15 protein-coding genes are annotated in these 18,570 nt (G+C 34.7%); 7 read left to right on the top strand and 8 right to left on the bottom strand.

Annotated features, from left to right (window positions below; genetic code table 11):
- Positions 1-53: 53 nt before the first annotated feature.
- The 3 genes from DFQ09_RS03780 to purN form a co-directional block, all read right to left on the bottom strand.
- Positions 54-980 (bottom strand): PfkB family carbohydrate kinase, encoded by a 927-nt coding sequence (locus DFQ09_RS03780; protein ID WP_115808309.1) that lies wholly within the window; start codon positions 978-980, stop codon positions 54-56.
- Between the two features lie 80 nt (positions 981-1,060).
- Positions 1,061-1,702, bottom strand: a complete 642-nt coding sequence (locus DFQ09_RS03775; protein WP_115808308.1) for a ribonuclease H1 domain-containing protein — start codon at positions 1,700-1,702, stop codon at positions 1,061-1,063.
- Between the two features lie 97 nt (positions 1,703-1,799).
- Positions 1,800-2,366, bottom strand: a complete 567-nt coding sequence (purN, locus tag DFQ09_RS03770; RefSeq protein ID WP_115808307.1) for a phosphoribosylglycinamide formyltransferase — start codon at positions 2,364-2,366, stop codon at positions 1,800-1,802.
- Between the two features lie 183 nt (positions 2,367-2,549).
- Here purN and DFQ09_RS03765 point away from each other — a divergent pair, with 183 nt between their 5' ends.
- The 5 genes from DFQ09_RS03765 to pyk all read left to right on the top strand — a co-directional run bounded on the left by DFQ09_RS03765 (position 2,550) and on the right by pyk (position 6,850).
- The gene (locus DFQ09_RS03765) at positions 2,550-2,783 is read left to right on the top strand and encodes an acyl carrier protein (protein ID WP_020897533.1); all 234 of its coding nucleotides are present in this window, start codon (positions 2,550-2,552) and stop codon (positions 2,781-2,783) included.
- Between the two features lie 13 nt (positions 2,784-2,796).
- Positions 2,797-4,047, top strand: coding sequence for a beta-ketoacyl-ACP synthase II (fabF, locus tag DFQ09_RS03760; RefSeq protein WP_115808306.1), 1,251 nt, complete (start codon positions 2,797-2,799; stop codon positions 4,045-4,047).
- Positions 4,048-4,053: 6 nt separating this feature from the next.
- Positions 4,054-4,794: a ribonuclease III gene (gene rnc, locus DFQ09_RS03755; protein ID WP_115808305.1), complete on the top strand. Its 741-nt coding sequence runs from the start codon at positions 4,054-4,056 to the stop codon at positions 4,792-4,794.
- A gap of 132 nt (positions 4,795-4,926) precedes the next feature.
- A complete protein-coding gene (locus DFQ09_RS03750; protein ID WP_115808304.1) occupies positions 4,927-5,406 on the top strand; it encodes an IPExxxVDY family protein in 480 nt (159 codons plus the stop codon).
- Between the two features lies 1 nt (position 5,407).
- On the top strand, positions 5,408-6,850 hold the full coding sequence (pyk, locus tag DFQ09_RS03745) for a pyruvate kinase (RefSeq protein WP_115808303.1): 1,443 nt from the start codon (positions 5,408-5,410) through the stop codon (positions 6,848-6,850).
- A 121-nt stretch (positions 6,851-6,971) separates the two neighbouring features.
- On the opposite strand, the gene dinB is transcribed toward pyk, so the two are convergent.
- Positions 6,972-8,084, bottom strand: a complete 1,113-nt coding sequence (dinB, locus tag DFQ09_RS03740; protein ID WP_115808302.1) for a DNA polymerase IV — start codon at positions 8,082-8,084, stop codon at positions 6,972-6,974.
- A gap of 53 nt (positions 8,085-8,137) precedes the next feature.
- Here dinB and DFQ09_RS03735 point away from each other — a divergent pair, with 53 nt between their 5' ends.
- Together DFQ09_RS03735 and DFQ09_RS03730 are read left to right on the top strand one after the other, a co-directional pair.
- Positions 8,138-8,611 (top strand): CYTH domain-containing protein, encoded by a 474-nt coding sequence (locus DFQ09_RS03735; protein WP_115808301.1) that lies wholly within the window; start codon positions 8,138-8,140, stop codon positions 8,609-8,611.
- On the top strand, positions 8,599-9,147 hold the full coding sequence (locus DFQ09_RS03730) for a YciI family protein (RefSeq protein WP_181897137.1): 549 nt from the start codon (positions 8,599-8,601) through the stop codon (positions 9,145-9,147). The genes DFQ09_RS03735 and DFQ09_RS03730 overlap by 13 nt, the downstream gene beginning before the upstream one ends.
- 54 nt (positions 9,148-9,201) lie before the next feature.
- Here DFQ09_RS03730 and DFQ09_RS03725 read toward each other — a convergent pair whose 3' ends face one another.
- The 4 genes from DFQ09_RS03725 to DFQ09_RS03710 form a co-directional block, all read right to left on the bottom strand.
- Positions 9,202-11,115, bottom strand: a complete 1,914-nt coding sequence (locus DFQ09_RS03725; protein ID WP_115808300.1) for an OmpA family protein — start codon at positions 11,113-11,115, stop codon at positions 9,202-9,204.
- Positions 11,116-11,135: 20 nt separating this feature from the next.
- The gene (locus tag DFQ09_RS03720; RefSeq protein WP_115808299.1) at positions 11,136-12,044 is read right to left on the bottom strand and encodes a PorP/SprF family type IX secretion system membrane protein; all 909 of its coding nucleotides are present in this window, start codon (positions 12,042-12,044) and stop codon (positions 11,136-11,138) included.
- Between the two features lie 45 nt (positions 12,045-12,089).
- A complete protein-coding gene (locus DFQ09_RS03715; RefSeq protein ID WP_181897136.1) occupies positions 12,090-17,345 on the bottom strand; it encodes a GEVED domain-containing protein in 5,256 nt (1,751 codons plus the stop codon).
- A 222-nt stretch (positions 17,346-17,567) separates the two neighbouring features.
- Entirely contained in the window at positions 17,568-18,518 is a 951-nt protein-coding gene (locus tag DFQ09_RS03710; protein WP_115808297.1) for an endonuclease/exonuclease/phosphatase family protein, read from the bottom strand.
- Positions 18,519-18,570 lie beyond the last annotated feature (52 nt).

Raw genomic sequence — 18,570 nt, 5'->3', positions numbered from 1 at the left:
GCTATTTATTTTATGTGAAATAAAAAACGCGCTCAATTTCTGAGCGCGTTAGTTTATGTTAATTCTATATCAAATTGAGTCAGACTCTTAAATTGGTCTAGACGTTTGTAAATTTCTTTATCTGTTAAATTTTGCATGCGCTCGGTGCCAAATTTTTCGACACAAAAGGAGGCTAGAGTTGAGCCGTAGATGACTGCTGTTTTCATATTCTCAAAAGAGAAATCACCTGTTTTAGCTAAATAACCAGCAAAACCACCAGCAAATGTATCACCAGCACCTGTTGGGTCAAATACTTCTTCTAAAGGTAAAGCAGGAGCATAGAATACATTATCATCATGAAACAATAATGCTCCGTGTTCTCCTTTTTTAATAACTACATATTTCGGACCCATTTCATGAATCTTTCTCGCAGCAACCACTAAAGAATATTCTCCAGTTAATTGTCTTGCTTCTTCATCATTAATGGTAATAACATCGACGTTTTTAATCACAGAAAGTAAATCATCTAAAGCGATGTCCATCCAGAAATTCATAGTGTCTAAAATGGCTAACTTCGGCTTCTTAGACATTTGGTCTAATACACCTTGCTGTACAAGTGGGTGTAAATTACCCAACATCACAACTTCTGAGTCTTTATAGTTTTCTGGAACAATAGGATTAAAATGCTCTAAGACATTTAGCTCAGTTGCTAACGTGTCACGAGAGTTCATATCGTTATGATACTTGCCACTCCAAAAGAAGGTTTTGCCTTCTTTTACAATTTCGATACCTTCAATATTTACATTTTTGTTTTTTAATAGATCTAAATATTCTTGAGGAAAATCTCCACCAACAACAGAAACTGCTGCAGAATCTACATTAAAATTTGAAGCAGATAAACCTATGTATGTTGCTGCACCACCAAGGATTTTATCGGTTTTACCAAAAGGTGTTTCAATGGCGTCAAAGGCTACAGTGCCAACAATTACTAATTTACTCATAAAAGTAGTTTGGATTAAAGTGCAAATTTACGTAAAATTTATTCCTTGTGAAACATCAATTAATGCAATACAAAATAGATTTATTTCCTGCCGAAATCCGCAGGAATTTCTCCCCAAGCCTTAGTTTCCCATTTCACTATAGTTGTAGAATATTCATTAGTCTTTAGCCATTCTACAGCACGATCTACCAAGTCGTAAACCGGTTTATTTTTAGCACTACGTTTTAACTTCGAATTACAAGTTTTTTTACGTACCCAACTCATAGCCGTTCTAGAATCCGTATACATAATACGCTCGCTATTGTGTTGTTTTAAAAAAGCTAAGCCATGAACTAAAGCTAAAAACTCACCAATATTATTAGTGCCTTGTTCAAAAGGGCCTTGAATAAAGAGTTGTTTTTTTGTCTTTGTATCTACACCTCTATATTCCATAATACCAGGATTTCCGCTTGATGCGGCATCTACTGATATGGAATTGTAATTAGGTTGTCCTATTTTTTTTAGCTCAGCTTCGGAAAGTCCACTCGAAAACGATTTATTCTTTCCTATATAATCAAAGTAATTTCCTTCTAATGCTTTTTCGGCTTCATCACGCGTAGCGAATGATTTGTATTGTGCGCCTTGGTAATCTTTAATTTGGGCCTTACAGGCATTCCAAGTATTATAGACTCCTTTTTTATGGCCTTGCCAAACAGTATAGTATTTTTTTTTCTTTTTACTCATGTTTACCACCCGTGAAAACGGGAGTCTCTTTATGTTATTCTGAATGAAATGAAGCATCTAGAAAGGATGCTTCAACTCGCTTAGTACGACATCTGAATTATTGATTTAATATTTTCTCAACCACCTTAGGAAAGTGCTCCATTTCCAATAAATGAATCTTTTCAGCGACATCTTCTGCTGAATCGGAAGACAAAACAGTGCATTTTGCTTGAAAAATAATGGCTCCTTCGTCATAATTTTCGTTTACATAATGTATTGTAATGCCAGTTTCGGTCTCTTTATTTTCTACAACAGCGTTATGAACATTCATACCATACATGCCTTTTCCTCCATATTTTGGGAGTAATGCAGGGTGTATATTTATCACTTTATTAGGATATGCTTTAAGTATGAACTCTGGAAATTTCCAGAGAAAACCAGCCAATACAATAAGATCTGGTTGAGACGTTTTTAGGATGTTTAAGACATCTTCAGACTTAGAAAACGCAATCCTATTGAAGGATAAGGCGCTAATATTTAGTTTTTTACAGCGATCCAAAACTTTGGCATGAGGATTGTTAGTTAGTACTTGGATAACAGACGCATTATCGCTGTTGTGAAAAAACTTAATTAAATTTTCAGCATTAGAGCCACTTCCGGACGCAAAAATTACAACACGTTTCATTTACAGGTATATTTCTTCAAATTATTCAAACAAAAAAAAGAATAATAATTAACAATTAAGGTATAACTTAAAATACTTCTGTTTATTTTTACTAAATTAAAAACACATTTTATCGGTAAAGATGAATATTCAAATAAAGTTTTTTATTTTTGCCGTCTAATTAAAACTTAAAATTAAAAAATTATGTCAGACATTGCATCACGAGTAAAAGCGATTATCGTAGATAAATTAGGTGTTGATGAAAACGAAGTTGTAACTGAAGCAAGCTTCACAAACGATTTAGGAGCGGATTCATTAGATACTGTAGAATTAATAATGGAATTCGAAAAAGAATTCGATATTCAAATACCAGACGATCAAGCTGAGAACATTGCTACAGTTGGTCAAGCGGTTTCTTATATAGAAGGAGCAAAATAATAACTCAAATTTTATGGAATTAAAGCGAGTCGTAGTAACGGGTTTAGGTGCACTTACGCCAATAGGAAATACCAAAGACGAATATTGGGAAGCTCTTATAAGTGGAAAGAGTGGTGCTGCTCCTGTGACACATTTTGACCCTGAAAAGTTCAAGACAAAGTTCGCTTGTGAAATAAAAAACTTTGAGGTTACTGACTTTATTGATAGAAAGTTAGCAAAGCGAATGGATAAGTTTTCACAGTATGCAATGGTCGCTTCGGACGAAGCAATTGCAGACTCAAAACTAGATTTAGACGCTGTAAACAAATTAAGAGTCGGAGTCATTTGGGGAGCTGGTATTGGTGGTTTAGAAACATTTCAAGACGAAGTGTTAAACTTTGCTGCTGGTGACGGAACACCTCGATTTAACCCATTCTTCATTCCAAAAATGATTGCTGATATAGCACCAGGAAACATATCTATAAAATATGGTTTTATGGGGCCTAATTATACTACAGTCTCTGCATGTGCGTCTTCTGCAAATTCAATGATCGATGCCTTAAACACAATTCGTTTAGGTACTTGTGACGTGATTATTACAGGAGGAAGTGAAGCTGCAGTTACTATCGCTGGTATGGGAGGGTTTAATGCTATGCATGCCATGAGTACGCGAAATGATGATCCACAAACAGCTTCTAGACCATTTGATGCTAACCGAGACGGTTTTGTATTAGGTGAAGGTGCTGGTGCGATTATCTTAGAAGAGTACGAGCATGCAAAAGCAAGAGGAGCTAAAATCTACGCAGAAGTTGTAGGTGGAGGTTTATCTTCAGATGCTTATCATATGACAGCTCCACATCCTGACGGAATTGGTGTTGTTGCGGTAATGAAAAATTGTTTAGAAAATGCTGGTTTAAATCCTGAAGATGTAGATCATATTAATACACACGGAACTTCAACACCTTTAGGTGATGTTGCGGAGTTAAAAGCTATATCTGAAGTATTTGGCAGTCATGCTAAAAACATTAATATTAATTCAACAAAATCGATGACAGGTCACTTGTTGGGTGCTGCTGGTGCTATTGAGTCTATTGCCTCTATATTAGCTATGCAACATGGTATTGTACCACCAACAATCAATCATGAAACGGTTGACGAAAACATCGATCCAGAATTAAACTTAACGCTCAATAAAGCTCAGAAACGAGATATTAAAGTCGCGATGAGTAATACCTTCGGATTTGGCGGACACAACGCCTGTGTATTATTTAAAAAACTAGATTAATCCTGAATGAGTTTCATTCGTAACATATTAAATTCCCGCTCTCAAGAAGACGGGAATTTTTTTTTAAAAATTAAGGAGATCCTTGGGTTTAAACCTAAGACTAAAGCACTCTACATCACTGCTTTTACCCATCGTTCTATGAATTTAAAGGACGATAAAGGTAATACCATTAATTATGAGCGCTTAGAATTTGTTGGGGATGCCATACTAGGATCTGTAATTGCTGCATATCTATTTGAAAAAGTACCGCATGGAGATGAAGGCTATCTCACAAAAATGCGTTCTAAGGTTGTTAGTAGAGAACATCTTAATAAGTTGGGTGAAGAGTTAGGACTTATCAATCTTGTTGAAAGTAAAATACCAACATCTAATTTTGGAAATAATATTCATGGCAATCTTTTTGAAGCTTTAGTTGGGGCTATTTACTTAGATAAAGGCTATCGCTTTTGCGAAAAATTCATTTATAAGCGAGTTATTAATCCACATGTAGATATTGAATCTTTAGAAGGAAAAGTTATTAGCTATAAAAGTTTACTAATAGAGTGGTGCCAAAAAGAGAAAAATACTTTCGATTACGATGTGTATGAAGATACAGGTAAGGATGAGTTAAAGCATTTTTCTGTAAAACTTACCATAAATAATAAAGTGGTTTCTAAGGCACGAGCAACATCTAAGAAAAAAGCGGAAGAAAAAGCCTCTAAACGCGCATTTTTTGCTTTACAAAATCAAATAACCAAGCTTCAATAGTATTTAATCTCTCAACAAAATTAAATCAATAGAACTATAACGTTTTCGTAGATTTTAAGAGCTAATCTTAGCATTTTCTTAATAAACTTAAGTTATTATTATACTATATTTACACTTCAAAGTTATAATTGTATGGCTTTACACAAACTTCAGGTAGATGATTTCTACGATGATTCCTATAAACTAATTGCGATTCATTGTAGGGTAGAAGATTATCGATTGGCCTATTTGCTGAACAAGCATTTAGAGCTTAAGTTAGAACGTAAGGATGCAGATATAGACTTTAAATATTTAGAGTCCTCATACAGTATTTTTGAATGGGATAATGAGACAGAATACGTGATGTGGAATTTAATTTCTAACGTCTGTAAGAAGGAGGAAGATAGTTTGCACAGCACAGGAACATTGTTTAGCGATACTGAAAAAGTACTTAAAACGTTTCACCTAATTCCTGAATTTAAGAAGGTAGACTATTTCATTAAAATTTCAGACGAAATACAGAATGTAGACGAAAATCTTATTCTAAATAAGTTAAAAGCCATTCCGCAAATTATAACAAGTTATACGGTAGATCCGTTAAAAATAAGGTCGAAAGACCATCTAATTTTTTGAATTGATGTCAAACAAGAAAACAAAAATAGTAGCCACACTAGGTCCTGCAACGAGCACCAAAGAAGTATTGAAAGCAATGCTAGATGAAGGGTGTAATGTATTTAGAATTAACTTCTCTCATGCAGATTATAAAGACGTTGAAGAACGTATAAAAATGATTAGAGAACTCAATGAAGAGTTTGGGTACAATGCTTCAATTTTAGGAGATCTTCAAGGTCCTAAATTACGTGTCGGAACCATGAAAGGTGAAGTATTTGTAAATCCTGGCGACGAAATTATTTTTGCTACAGGCGAACGTTTCGAAGGAACTAAAGAACGCGTCTATATGACGTATGATAAGTTTCCACAAGATGCAAAACCAGGTGAACGTATTTTATTAGATGATGGAAAATTAATTTTTGAAGTTGTTTCTACAGATAAAATTTCTGAAGTAAAAGCAAGAGTTATACAAGGAGGTCCTTTAAAATCTAAAAAAGGAGTTAACCTTCCAAATACAAATATTTCGCAACCTGCTTTAACAGAAAAAGATATTGAAGATGCTATTTTCGCCATTGGGCAAAAAGTGGATTGGATTGCTTTATCATTTGTGCGTCATGCAGAAGATTTAATGGAATTAGAACAGTTGATTTCTCAACATAGTGATCATAAAATTCCAATTATAGCTAAGATTGAAAAGCCAGAAGCTGTTGAGAATATCGATAAAATTGTTGCGTATTGTGATGGTTTAATGGTAGCTCGTGGTGATTTAGGTGTTGAAATTCCTGCGGAAGAAGTGCCGTTAATTCAAAAGCAGTTAGTGCTAAGAGCTAAACGCGCTAGAATTCCTGTAATTATTGCGACCCAAATGATGGAAACCATGATTACAAGCTTAACACCAACACGTGCAGAGGTTAATGATGTTGCCAATTCTGTTATGGATGGTGCAGATGCTGTAATGTTATCTGGTGAAACATCTGTTGGACAGTATCCGGTTCAGGTTATTCGTCAAATGTCAAATATCATACGAAGTGTAGAAGATTCTCCACTTATTGAAGTGCCACAATCTCCACCGCATATTCGTACAAAGCGATATATTACTAAAGCTATTTGTTATCACGCGGCTAATATGGCAAATGAGATAAATGCAAAAGCAATTTCTACATTAACAAATAGTGGTTATACAGCCTTTCAGATTTCGGCATGGAGACCATCTGCTCATATTTTAGTATTTACATCAAACAGACGTATTTTAACGCAACTAAGTTTACTTTGGGGTGTTACAGCGTTCTATTATGACAAATTTGTAAGTACAGATGAAACGATTGAAGATGTAAACGCAATTGCTTGTAAAAAAGGATATTTAGAAGTTGGTGACATGTTAATTAGTTTAGCAGCAATGCCAATACAAGATAAAGGAATGGTAAATACATTACGAGTTTCAGAAATTGAAAGTTGTAGTTTTTAGAGACTAGCCTTAATAATTAAGATAAAAGAAATGCAGTATTGTTGTTAAACGATACTGCATTTTTTATGTTGAAAAATGTATGGTTTAATCTTAATTTCGGTTGTATAAAATCATATAAAAGTTAAAAGCTAAATTTTAACTGAACACTAACGGTTTTTTTTTCTTGATCTGATGACTTGGGCTTTTTAGGCTTTTCGGTATTTAGATTAGATAAAGAGATGCCTAAAAGCCGAACAGAATTATTCAACTTATTTTGATAAAGTAAATCTTTAGCGGTTTCGAGTATAATAGATTGATCACTTACAAAATAGGGTAACGTTTTACTTCGTGTTTGCAACGTAAAGTCGCTATATTTTATTTTTAAAGTTATGGTTTTACCCGAGACTTTACTTTTAGTAAGTCGTTTTGAAACCTCTTCTGATATATGCTCTAATTTTTCGAGCATAAAAATTTCTGATGATAGATTTTTGCTAAACGTACGTTCTGCTGCTAATGATTTTCTAATCCGGTTGGGTTTAACTTCACTGAAATGAATACCGCGTACAACATCATAGTAGTAGCGTCCAGATTTACCAAAGTTTTTATCTAAATACTCTAAGGATTTTGCTTTTAAATCTTTACCCGTAAAAATGCCTTTTTGATACATTTTTTCGGCTGTGACTTTGCCTACACCATAAAATTTGCGAATGTCTAAATCTTCTAAAAATTGAAAGACATCTTCTGGATTTACTGTTTTCTGTCCGTTGGGTTTATTATAGTCGCTAGCTACTTTAGCAATAAATTTATTAATAGAGATACCTGCGGAAGCCGTTAAGCCTACTTCATTAAAAATCCGTTGTCGTATCTCTTCTGCAATTAATGATGCACTAGGGAATCCTATTTTATTTTCTGTGACGTCTAAATAAGCTTCATCTAGCGATAAAGGCTCTACCAAATCTGTGTATTCTAAAAAAATCTTTCTAATACGCTTAGAAATTTCAGTGTAACGTTCAAAGTCTGTTTTTACAAAAATAAGTTCGGGGCATAGTTTTATAGCCAACCGACCAGACATCGCACTTTTTACTCCAAATTTACGAGCTTCATAACTCGCAGCACTAACAACACCTCGTGTTCCACCACCTCCAACAGCAATAGGTTTACCTTTAAGTTCGGGATTATCCATCTGCGCTACAGAGGCATAAAATGCATCCATATCTACATGAATTATCTTTCTTATTGGTAAATCGTTAATCATACTGTAAATTTAGGCATTAAATGCCTTTTAAATTGTAATTATTAAGACTTGTAATGATTGAAATAGAACGAAAATTTTTGGTAAATTCTGATGCTTTTAAAACAGAAGCACATACTTCCTACGTTATAAAACAGGGTTTTTTAAATAGTGATAAAGCGCGAACAGTTAGAGTAAGATTAAAAAATGACAAAGGATATCTAACGGTTAAAGGTAAGTCTACAGCGAATGGTTTGTCGCGTTTTGAGTGGGAAAAAGAAATTTCAAAACCTGAAGCTGAAGCCTTATTGCAACTATGCGAACCTGGAATCATTAATAAAACGCGATATGAAGTAAAGTCTAATAATCATGTTTTTGAAATTGATGAGTTCTATGGTGATAATGAAGGTTTAATTGTTGCTGAAGTTGAATTAAATGCTGAAAATGAATCGTATAAAAAACCATATTGGCTTGGTAAAGAAGTCACTGGAGATCTAAAATATTATAATTCTTTATTAATTAAAACCCCTTATAAACTATGGAAACATTAAAACGAGTACTAGTCTTATTGGTTTTTATTTTTGGCATTGTCTCATGTAAAGAGGAAGTTAAATCAGAAATCATTACGGAAGAACCAATTGTTGTAGAGCCTATGGACAAAGTTACTGAAGAACCTGAAGCTCCTAAATTAGAAAAACAATCTATCGCGGCTCTTAAAGAGGAATTAACAACAAGAGGCTTTAAAGTTTTTGATTATGTAAATGAGAAAACAAATGATACTGTATTAATGCAACAATATTTTATGGCCTTTCTTAAAGATGGACCAATCCGAAACCAAAATGAAGAAGAAGTTGTTATTCTTCAAGAAGAGCATTTGGCTCATTTGGGCAAAATGTACGATTTAGGTTATGCAGATATTTCAGGACCCTTTGGTGATGATGGTGATATAAGAGGCATTACTATTTATAATGTGCCAACACAAAAAATGGCGGATAGTTTAGCTAATTCTGACCCAATGGTTAAGGCAGGTCGTTTAATCATTGAAATGCATCCGTGGTGGGCAGCTAAAGGTTATAAATTGCGTTAATAAAAAAAGCTCTGAAATAATTCAGAGCTTTTTTTCATTCAATAATAATAGTGTTTATTCTGCAGCAAGTGCTCCGCTAACAATAATAAACTCAGAACGTCTGTTTTCTGCATGTTGTTCTTTAGTACAACCTGTTGCGCAATTTACTTTAGGTTCTGTTTCTCCTTTACCTTCACCAGAGATACGAGCTTCATCGATTCCCTTAGATATTACATACTGAACGGTAGTTTTTGCTCTACGCTCAGAAAGTGCGTTATTATAAGAATCTGGACCTCTATTATCTGTATGTGATGTTGCTTTAATAACCATTTCAGGATACTTAGTCATTATTTGAACTAATTTATCTAATTCAAAAGCAGCTTGAGCTGTGATGTTAGACTGATCAAACTCGAAGAAAATTGGGGCTAAATCAATTGTTTCAGCTGCAATTAACTTCTCAATAGGATCTAAAGAAATCTGAACATTATTTTCTTCTTCGTTAGTACCTTTTACTTGTACTTTTTTACTGTCAAAACCGTCCATAACAACTTCTAACTCGGTGTCTTCTTCACATTCTACAATGAATTCTACAACACCTTCTGCGTTAGTTGTTTTTGAAACTACTTTATTTCCTTCAGCATCAAATAAAGAAACAGATGCTCCACTTAGAGGTTCGCGAGTTTTATCGTCTAATACTGTTGTAGTGATTAATACGTCACATAGTGGTTGTAGTTTTTTAAATGAATATACATCATCACTACCTTTTCCGCCGTCTCTGTTAGAAGATACAAATCCTTCATCCTTATCTTCGTCAATAGTGAATGCAAAATCATCTCCGTTACTGTTGATAGGAATTCCTAGGTTACGGATAGGTGCCATTTTTCCATCAATTTCTTTTGTGTAAAAAACGTCTAATCCACCAAGACCTAAATGACCTGTAGATGAAAAGTAAAGTGTATTATTACTACTAACATAAGGGAACATTTCTTGTCCTTCTGTATTTACTTTTTGACCTAAATTTACTGCTTCACCTAAAGTACCGTCGTTATTTATTGGTGCTTTGTAAATATCAAAACCACCAAAACCTCCTGGCATATCTGAAGCAAAATATAGAGTTTTACCTTCTGCACTTACCGCTGGATTTTTAACTGAGTAGTTTTCGCTATTAACAGATAACGTTTCAACAGTATCCCAATCCGTACCTAATTTAGTAGCTTTAAATAAATAAAGTTGACTAAATTTTCTGTTACTTAAAGAATCTTTTTGAAAATCTTTTTCATAAAAGCTTTCTCTAGAAAAATACATGGTTTTACCATCTGGTGAAAATGATACTAAACCTTCGTGGTATTTCGTATTAATTTTGTTATTCACTAACTCAGCTTCTTGGAATGTGTCATCTGTATTTTTAGTAATTGTATAAATATCTAAAAATGGTTGATCGTTCCATCCATAAGTTTTACGACTATCGTTACGACCCGATGTAATGTACAATTTACCATCGTTCATAATCCCACCGAAATCTGACTGCTCAGAGTTAAAGTCAGCATTCTGAACATTAAACTTTTTACCTTGTTCTAATATTTTAGGAAGGTAATTAGGGTTTTTTCTAAATGCAGCAGCACGATGATCAGAAGGACGCATAGATGCAAACTTTTCCATTTGTACATTAGAAGCTTCGTACTTTCCATTTGCTTTTAGCATTTGTGAATACTTATATACCATCTCTGGTTTATCTGATGTCTCCAATGCTTTGGCGTACCAGCGTTCAGCAGCTTCAGTATTAAAGATGTTGTAATAACTTTCAGCAAGTTGTGCGTAAACATAAGCATCAGCTTCACCTTTATCTACGAGCTTATTATAGCTTTCTATGGCCTTTACAAATTCGTATTGAGCAAATTGCTTATCTGCTTTTTTAGTATCTTTATTCTGAGCAGTTAAGTAAAAGCCGCTCATCAGAGTAATTAATAATAATATTCTATAGTTTTTCATAATTGTTTTAGCTTAACTGATTAAAAGTATCTAGGTGAACGAGAAACACGTTTCGAAAAATTAAGATCAAACAATAGCATGACCTCGTGAGATGCTGGTGCGTACGCTTTAATATCTGACGATATAGCGTCGTAAGCATAACCTATTCTCAAAGAAGGTGTAACAGCAAAATTAACTAAACCTGAAAATGAGTCGTCTAATCTATAAGACGCACCAATTTCAAATTTCTTATAGAATCTTGCATTGACGTTAACATCAAACGATGTTGGTGCATCAAATGCAGACTTTACCATTACAGAAGGTTTAAGTTCTGTATTAGGTGAAAGATCAAACACATAACCACCAGTTAAGAAATAGTGCTGTGTTTCTGATCCTATTTTATAACCATCAGCATCTAAATGAACCGATGATAATAAATTTGGTACTGATAAGGATACATAGTACTTGTCCGTATAATAAAAGAAACCTGCTCCAATATTAGGTGTTGTACTACTAATATCTTGTGCGAAAAATGGATCTGTATTATCTACAACACTTACATCAGAATTTAAACCAATGTCGTGAAATGTAGCTCCAGCTTTTACCCCGAATGCTAAACGGTGTTCACCACCTAATTGTAGCGTATAAGAAACATCTACGTAAGCATTTGTTTCTTTAACCGGACCAATTCGGTCAGAAATTACAGATAGACCTATACCTAGGTTATTACCTATAGGTGTGTGCCCAAAGAACGTTCCTGTTTCTGGTCCACCATCAATCTTAGTCCATTGATTTCTGTATAATAGTCCAAAAGAAAGATTTTCTTTTGAGCCTGCATACGCAGGATTAATGACATTCATATTATACATGTACTGCGTGTACTGAGGGTCTTGTTGCCCATGCATCTGAAATGCTAAAAGCAAAACCGCTATAATAGAGAGTTTTTTCATTATAATAAGTTGATTCTGTTAGTTAAGTTAATTCTGTTAATTGATTTATCTGTTTATGTATACCCAAGCACTTTTTGTTTTTGCACCACCTTCGTATACAACGGTATAGAAATAAGTACCTACTGGTAACTCATTGCCATCGTTAGTTTGACCAACCCATTCATTTCTATAATTGTTTTTTGAATATACTAGGGTTCCGTTTCTATTAAATATTTCAAGTTTAGTAACATTAAAGCTACTTAAATCAAAACTGTCATTCTGACCTATTGAAACACCTGGCGAAATACCTTCTGGGAAAATACATGTTTCAGCTTCTTCAACCGTTTGAGTAATTGTATTAGAACAACCGCTCGCATTAAATGTTATTGTAGCCGCGTATTCACCTGCAACCACAACATTAGTTAATGTTAAACCACTACCATTAAAGTCAACACCATCTAGAGTCCAAGTAACAGTTACATCAGCTTCTGTAAAGTTAGTAGGTATGATACCTATCGTCTTAGTTGCTGTTGATGGAGGAGGACAAACGATATAATCATACTGAAGATCAAATTCAGCCAACGGTACTAAATTAATTTCTAAAGCAAATGATGTTGTTTCGTAACAACCTGTAACAGGATCTTGTGCTCTTACATAGATTGTTTTACCTCCACTAGCGTATGAATTAGGTAATGCAGCTGTTCCTGCCTCTGCATCATCAAGTGATGTGTGATATGAAATAATCATGTTTGGATCTGCAGTAACATCACCATTTATTGAGACTAAATCAAATACGGTTTCACCATCTACAACACCATCTAAATCATCACAGACAACAAAATCGTCAGGCTGATTAATAACTGGTCTTGCATTTACAATTAATTCTACTTGAGATAATTCTCTACATCCAATAAATCCATTGTTATATGCAGCAGTATCTTCTATTCTCATAATTAGTGTTTCTCCAACTGAGGTATATGGTGATGCTACAGCGTCAATCAATTGGTTAGCATTAGCAGTACTTGTATAGTAAGTTATTGTAAAGCCATCTAAAGCGAGAGATGTTGATAGAGCGTCTAAATCAAATTGTTCTGATCCATCTGCTTCTGGTCCATCACATGCTGTAATGGTTTGTGGAGCTAATGATTCTGGATCCTTATAAAGATTTGCAATAACAACTTGAGATAATGCATTAGCATTACACTGTGAATCGAACGCCTGTACTTGGTAGCTACCTGATTCAGTAACAACAAGAGAGGTTAAGTTTTCACCTGGTATTACAGTTCCATCTTTTGTCCATACAAAATCATCTGCAAATGGTGAGTACGTTTCTAGAGTTATAGATTCGAAACCACAAACTGATACTTCATCCGTTTCATCTGGATCATTAGTAGGATCAATAGGAACTTCGTTACTAACAATAGAGGCATTAATATCTGCTATTGTACTACCAGAGCCAGGTTGACCAACATTTGTTTGTCTCACTTGAATAACACCAGCGCCTTCTGCATAATTAGTAATTAGTAAAAGGTATATTTCACCCTGAACAGCACCTGTAAGTGTTACATCTTCTACCGGAGCTGCAGAATAACTACAATCTACTTCTGATGATAAATCACATAAACTATCACCTGGTGCAAATGGGCCCCAAAGAACAAAATCGACATCTAGCTCATCTCCAATCGGATTGTCATTTTCGTCAAAAGCAGTATTTTGAACCATTTGAATGAAAAGATCACCAGAGGTTCCAACTTCTAAAACACTGTAAGTAGGATTAGGTGTTGTAAATAGACATTCAATTTGGCCATCACCAGGAAGTTCATTTATAGTGTTGTAAGTATATAATATATCACTTGCATCACTACCACTACAATAATTGTCTGCTAAGTCACACGTTAAATTAACAGGCGCAACGTAAGGTGTAATACATAAATCAAATGTGGTGTCTTCGTTTGAAGTACCAAAAGAGAATACTCTAATATAGTATGTGTTTCCTATCGTAAGTTGCGGTGTAGCAGTAGATAATTCAGCGTTAAAAAAGCCAGTTTCAGCACAAGCTATTTCAACTAAGCTGTCACAAGTTCCTTCATAAAGCGCATGTCCTAGGTTAGTATCACTTCCTGCAATATTTGCTAAAGCAATTAATTGAGATTCACTTTGTGCTTCAAATTGGAACCAAACATCATCGTCAGCAGATCCACCACATGAAGGGTCTGGAATATCAGACGTAGTTGCCGCTAATATTGTCCCTGAGGTTCTAACTGCGCAGAGTATGTCGTCATTAACAACTGCTACTGTAGCGTTACATGGATTATCATTAACTGGAGGACAACCTACAACCACATAATTATTACTGCTAATTGTACAATTGTTATCTTGTTCGTTAGTAATAAATATTTTTACCTCAGTACCAAAATCAAATGGACCTATTGGATAGATACCAGCATCAAACGCCTGAGTTGTGTCGGTATTAAAACTATTCGCAATTTCTAAAGATGTTGCATCACCTACATCGGTAATATTAACTTCAATAGAAAATGAGTCGGTGGTACAATCTGTGACTACTGTATATTCTGCTTCTGCTAGTGTACAATTTAATTCTTGTACATTAAGCGTAAAATCTAAGGTAACACCCCAACTGCCATTGTAACAAGGGTTTGGAGTTGCTTGAGCAAAGTCTGTTGAGACTATGCGCATTCTATGCTCACCTAATGGAGCCGTAACAGGCATAAGAAATGAGGCATCTTGTGTATGAGGGTTGCCACCACCAGATGATACACCTTGGTATACAATCTCAGTAGCATCAAATACTAAATCATCGTTAAAATCAACCCACATAATAGTATTGTATGTTGCGCTATGTCCAAACTCAATTTCAATATTAGTATCAAGTCCTCTAAAAACATTAACAGCAGGAGATGTATTATTTTCGTAAGTTACATCACCGGCACTAGGGAAATCTGTAACGCCAATTGTAACATTATTAACACCATCACCATCATTAGATGTTGGAAAAGAGGCACAATAACCTGTAAAGAATTCGAATGGACCATTAAATGAGCTTATATCACCAGGACCACATATGGCTTGTACATAATACTCATAACTAGTATCTGATGTTAAACCTTCTAAGATATAAGGGTTTGAAGCAACATCGTTTATAAGTGTACCGTCACCTAAAGCAAAACCAGCTTCACCATATTGTATATTCCATGTTGTAGCAGTTCCATTTTCTGTCCAAGCTAATTCAGTAGAAGTTAGACTTAGGTTTGTACCTAATAAATCTGTAGGTTCAGGACAGGTTGGAATACCTCTTACTCTAAAGTTATCTACAAATATATCATTGTCTTCACTATCAGAAACAGTTCCGCTAGTACCGTAGAATGCAAACTGTACTATTTGACCCCCATATGGTGTTAAGTCTATTACAGGGTGTACGCCCGTAATTGGTAGTGCAGATGTATTATCATAAGTAATTAAAGCCGTCCATGTTAGGCCATTATCAGTAGACATTAAAAATTGTACAACATCATCAGAACCTAAAACACCTGGTTGTGTAGAACTAGCGAAATCCATAATTCCAAAATCAAATTCTACTTGAAAAGGACCACCAGTTAAATCAAATTGCGGTGATAATATCCATTCATTTAAAGGATCACCAAAAAATGGAGTGTAAAGATTTAACTTATATGCGCCTGTGGTACCGTTATTAAGAAATCCATCAGAAGTCCAAGAGCTCGCTCCTAAATCTGTAGGTCCAGTGGTTGGATTACCATCATCAGCCTCATTCCAACATTCTGGGATTACGGTAAAAGTAACATCTGCGAAGTTTTGAATATAATCTGGGGTTATTACGTCACATAATGTAGTAAATGTAAAAGGTCCAGTCCATGCACTTAGGTCACCTGCGCCACAATCGGCTTGAACGTAGTAGTCATAACTTGTTAATCCAGTTAATCCTGTAGCATTATAGGGGTTAGAAATACCAGTATCGGTTGCTAATCCTGTTGGTTCAGTGCCATTTGTTACAATTTCAATATTCCATTGTGGTACTGTTCCTACTTGAGACCAACTAAGTTCTGCGCTATTTGCACCAATTCCATTTGCTGCTAATGCACTAGGTGGAATACAACTTGGAGCAGGTAAAACATTTATAGTAAAGTCCATTGTAACCCCCCATGTGCCACTATAACAAGGGTCTGGTGCCGCAGCTGTTTGATTAAAGTCAGCAGTACCAACTCTCATGTTATACATACCTAAAGGTACATCTGGCATTAAAAAAGATGCATTAAATACAGTTGGGTTATTTGCTACACTTGTACCTTGAAAAACGATTTCGGTGTCATTGTCAAATATTAAGTCATTGTTGAAATCTATCCAAATATTCGTGTTATAGGTTGGACCTGTAGTAAATGTAATTTGCATATTTGCCGTTACGCTAGACTGCAAGTCAACAGTTGTTCCGGTAAAATCTTCATAGGTAACATCGTCACCCGCAGAAATAAAAGTTTCAGTTCCTAATTCTACTTGTCCAATACCATCTCCATCAACAGATGTCGGTAAAGATTCACAATAACCAGTAAAAAAAGTAAATGGTCCTACCCATTCGCTAACACCGTCAGCCGTACCACAATCAGATTGGTAATAAACAAAATATGATGTAGATTCTGTTAAACCTGTAATTGAAATTGCAGGTGTGCCAGTAGCTGTATCTGTTCCTGATGCTTCACCATTTCCAGGAGTAAAATCAGTAGTATTATATTCTAAATTCCATGCTGTTTCTGCGTCTCCTGCATTCCAGGTTAAGTCTACAGTCGTAGTTGTTAACATCGTTGTAGCCATTTCTGATGGCTCAAAACAAGTTGGGCTTTCATATATTGTAAGAACAATATTAGACCAGTTAGCATCAGAATTTGGATAACTCTGACTTATTTCAATGTCTAAAAAACCATTTGAAGTAGGGTCATATGAACCAGGAAGAAGACCTGAAAATGTAATCTCGGTATCTTGCCCGGCTGCGCCATAAGTGGTTGGTGGCTCAATCATTGTAATAGACCCTGAAGCTGTTGTAATTACGAGACCTGCTTCGGAAGACCAAGGTCCTCCACCGCCTGCAGTCCAATCTGCAGTTAACAGAAACGAATAATACGATCCCGAAGATGAAGCTGGTACGCCAGCTACATTGGCTGCGTTATTAAGATTAAAAGTAATAGGTGATAAGTTTTCCACATTTGTGGTGCCTGTAAGTGCGGGGAAATCATATTGTGCACTAGCCGTCAGGAAGAAACTTAGCATGATTAAAAATAGAGTAATTTTTTTCATTATTAATCGGTTTGTTAAATGGTTCATTGCCTTTGTAATCATCTGATTACAAAGATATTTGTTTGTTTGGCAAAAAAAAAGAGTTGCAAATCGTATAGATACCGTTGGTTAGACGATTTTTCTATCCGAACCCGAATATATAAAAAATGACTATTAACATGTTGTTAACATTGCTAAAATAGATTAACTACCGTATTAATCGATAAATGGGTTGGCTATTTTTTATGAAGGCTTCAATTCGATAAAAACAGGGAAATGATCGCTGTAACCTCCCTTATATTTTTTGCCTACAAAGGTTCTAAATGGCTGACCTTTGTATTTTCCATCAAATTGAGTAAGAAATTTACTATTAAAAACTTTAGCATCGCTGTATACTAAGTTAGAATTGCTAGTATCAAAAAAGTTAGTAGAGACTAAAATTTGGTCAAACAAGTTCCATTGAAAATTATGACTTAGACTTCCGTTATCTCGAGACCAAACGGTTTTAAATGGATTAAAGAGACCACTTTCTTCTTCAAGTAACAATAAACTATTACAATTAGGATTATCATTAAAGTCACCCATTACTATAATTTTAGCGTTTAAGTTTTCCTGTTTAAGCTTCTTAATTATAGAATTCACAACATCTGCCGATGCTATGCGTTTAAATTCAGTTTCTCGTACACCTTCTCTACGAGATGACCAGTGATTAACAATTACGTTAATAGATTCATTATTTAGTTCTCCTTGTACCAAAAGAATATCTCTAGTATAATCTTGCTCTCCTTTTTCATTTTGAAGATATACCGAAAAGGTTTCAGAATGCGTTACTTTAAAAATATCAGGTTTATATAATAGGGCTACATCTATGCCTCTTTCATCTAAAGAATCAAAATGAATGTATTTATAATTTTCATCAATAAGGTTTTTGCTATTTACTAAATCTGAGAGGACGTTTTGGTTTTCAACTTCGGCTAAACCAATTATTACTGGTGCTGATTGATTATCTTCATTACCTATTTTAGGAATCACTGTTCCTAATTTCAATAATTTATTTTGATAGCGTTTTAAAGTCCAGCGTTTTTGAGATGTTGGTAAAAAATCTCTATCATTTGTTAAAGGGTCTTTTTTTATGTCGAATAAATTTTCGATATTATAAAATGCAATTGTATAAGGGTCAATATTATTATTCATAGGATTAAATATAGGTTTTTAAAATATTAATAGGACTAATCCATTTGCTTAA

The organism is Winogradskyella pacifica (assembly GCF_003386275.1).
In the GTDB taxonomy this organism is placed as follows: Bacteria; Bacteroidota; Bacteroidia; order Flavobacteriales; family Flavobacteriaceae; genus Winogradskyella; species Winogradskyella pacifica.
This window is presented reverse-complemented; position numbering and strand designations above follow the sequence as displayed.

Bases quoted from the DNA above. Each gene is read 5' to 3' on its own strand.
- DFQ09_RS03780 (WP_115808309.1), bottom strand. From the start codon at position 980: ATGAGTAAATTAGTAATTGTTGGCACTGTAGCCTTTGACGCCATTGAA.
- purN (WP_115808307.1), bottom strand. From the start codon at position 2,366: ATGAAACGTGTTGTAATTTTTGCGTCCGGAAGTGGCTCTAATGCTGAA.
- DFQ09_RS03715 (WP_181897136.1), bottom strand. From the start codon at position 17,345: ATGAAAAAAATTACTCTATTTTTAATCATGCTAAGTTTCTTCCTGACG.
- DFQ09_RS03710 (WP_115808297.1), bottom strand. From the start codon at position 18,518: ATGAATAATAATATTGACCCTTATACAATTGCATTTTATAATATCGAA.
- fabF (WP_115808306.1), top strand. From the start codon at position 2,797: ATGGAATTAAAGCGAGTCGTAGTAACGGGTTTAGGTGCACTTACGCCA.
- DFQ09_RS03775 (WP_115808308.1), bottom strand. From the start codon at position 1,702: ATGAGTAAAAAGAAAAAAAAATACTATACTGTTTGGCAAGGCCATAAA.
- DFQ09_RS03730 (WP_181897137.1), top strand. From the start codon at position 8,599: ATGGAAACATTAAAACGAGTACTAGTCTTATTGGTTTTTATTTTTGGC.
- DFQ09_RS03765 (WP_020897533.1), top strand. From the start codon at position 2,550: ATGTCAGACATTGCATCACGAGTAAAAGCGATTATCGTAGATAAATTA.
- rnc (WP_115808305.1), top strand. From the start codon at position 4,054: ATGAGTTTCATTCGTAACATATTAAATTCCCGCTCTCAAGAAGACGGG.
- DFQ09_RS03750 (WP_115808304.1), top strand. From the start codon at position 4,927: ATGGCTTTACACAAACTTCAGGTAGATGATTTCTACGATGATTCCTAT.
- DFQ09_RS03720 (WP_115808299.1), bottom strand. From the start codon at position 12,044: ATGAAAAAACTCTCTATTATAGCGGTTTTGCTTTTAGCATTTCAGATG.
- DFQ09_RS03725 (WP_115808300.1), bottom strand. From the start codon at position 11,115: ATGAAAAACTATAGAATATTATTATTAATTACTCTGATGAGCGGCTTT.
- DFQ09_RS03735 (WP_115808301.1), top strand. From the start codon at position 8,138: ATGATTGAAATAGAACGAAAATTTTTGGTAAATTCTGATGCTTTTAAA.
- dinB (WP_115808302.1), bottom strand. From the start codon at position 8,084: ATGATTAACGATTTACCAATAAGAAAGATAATTCATGTAGATATGGAT.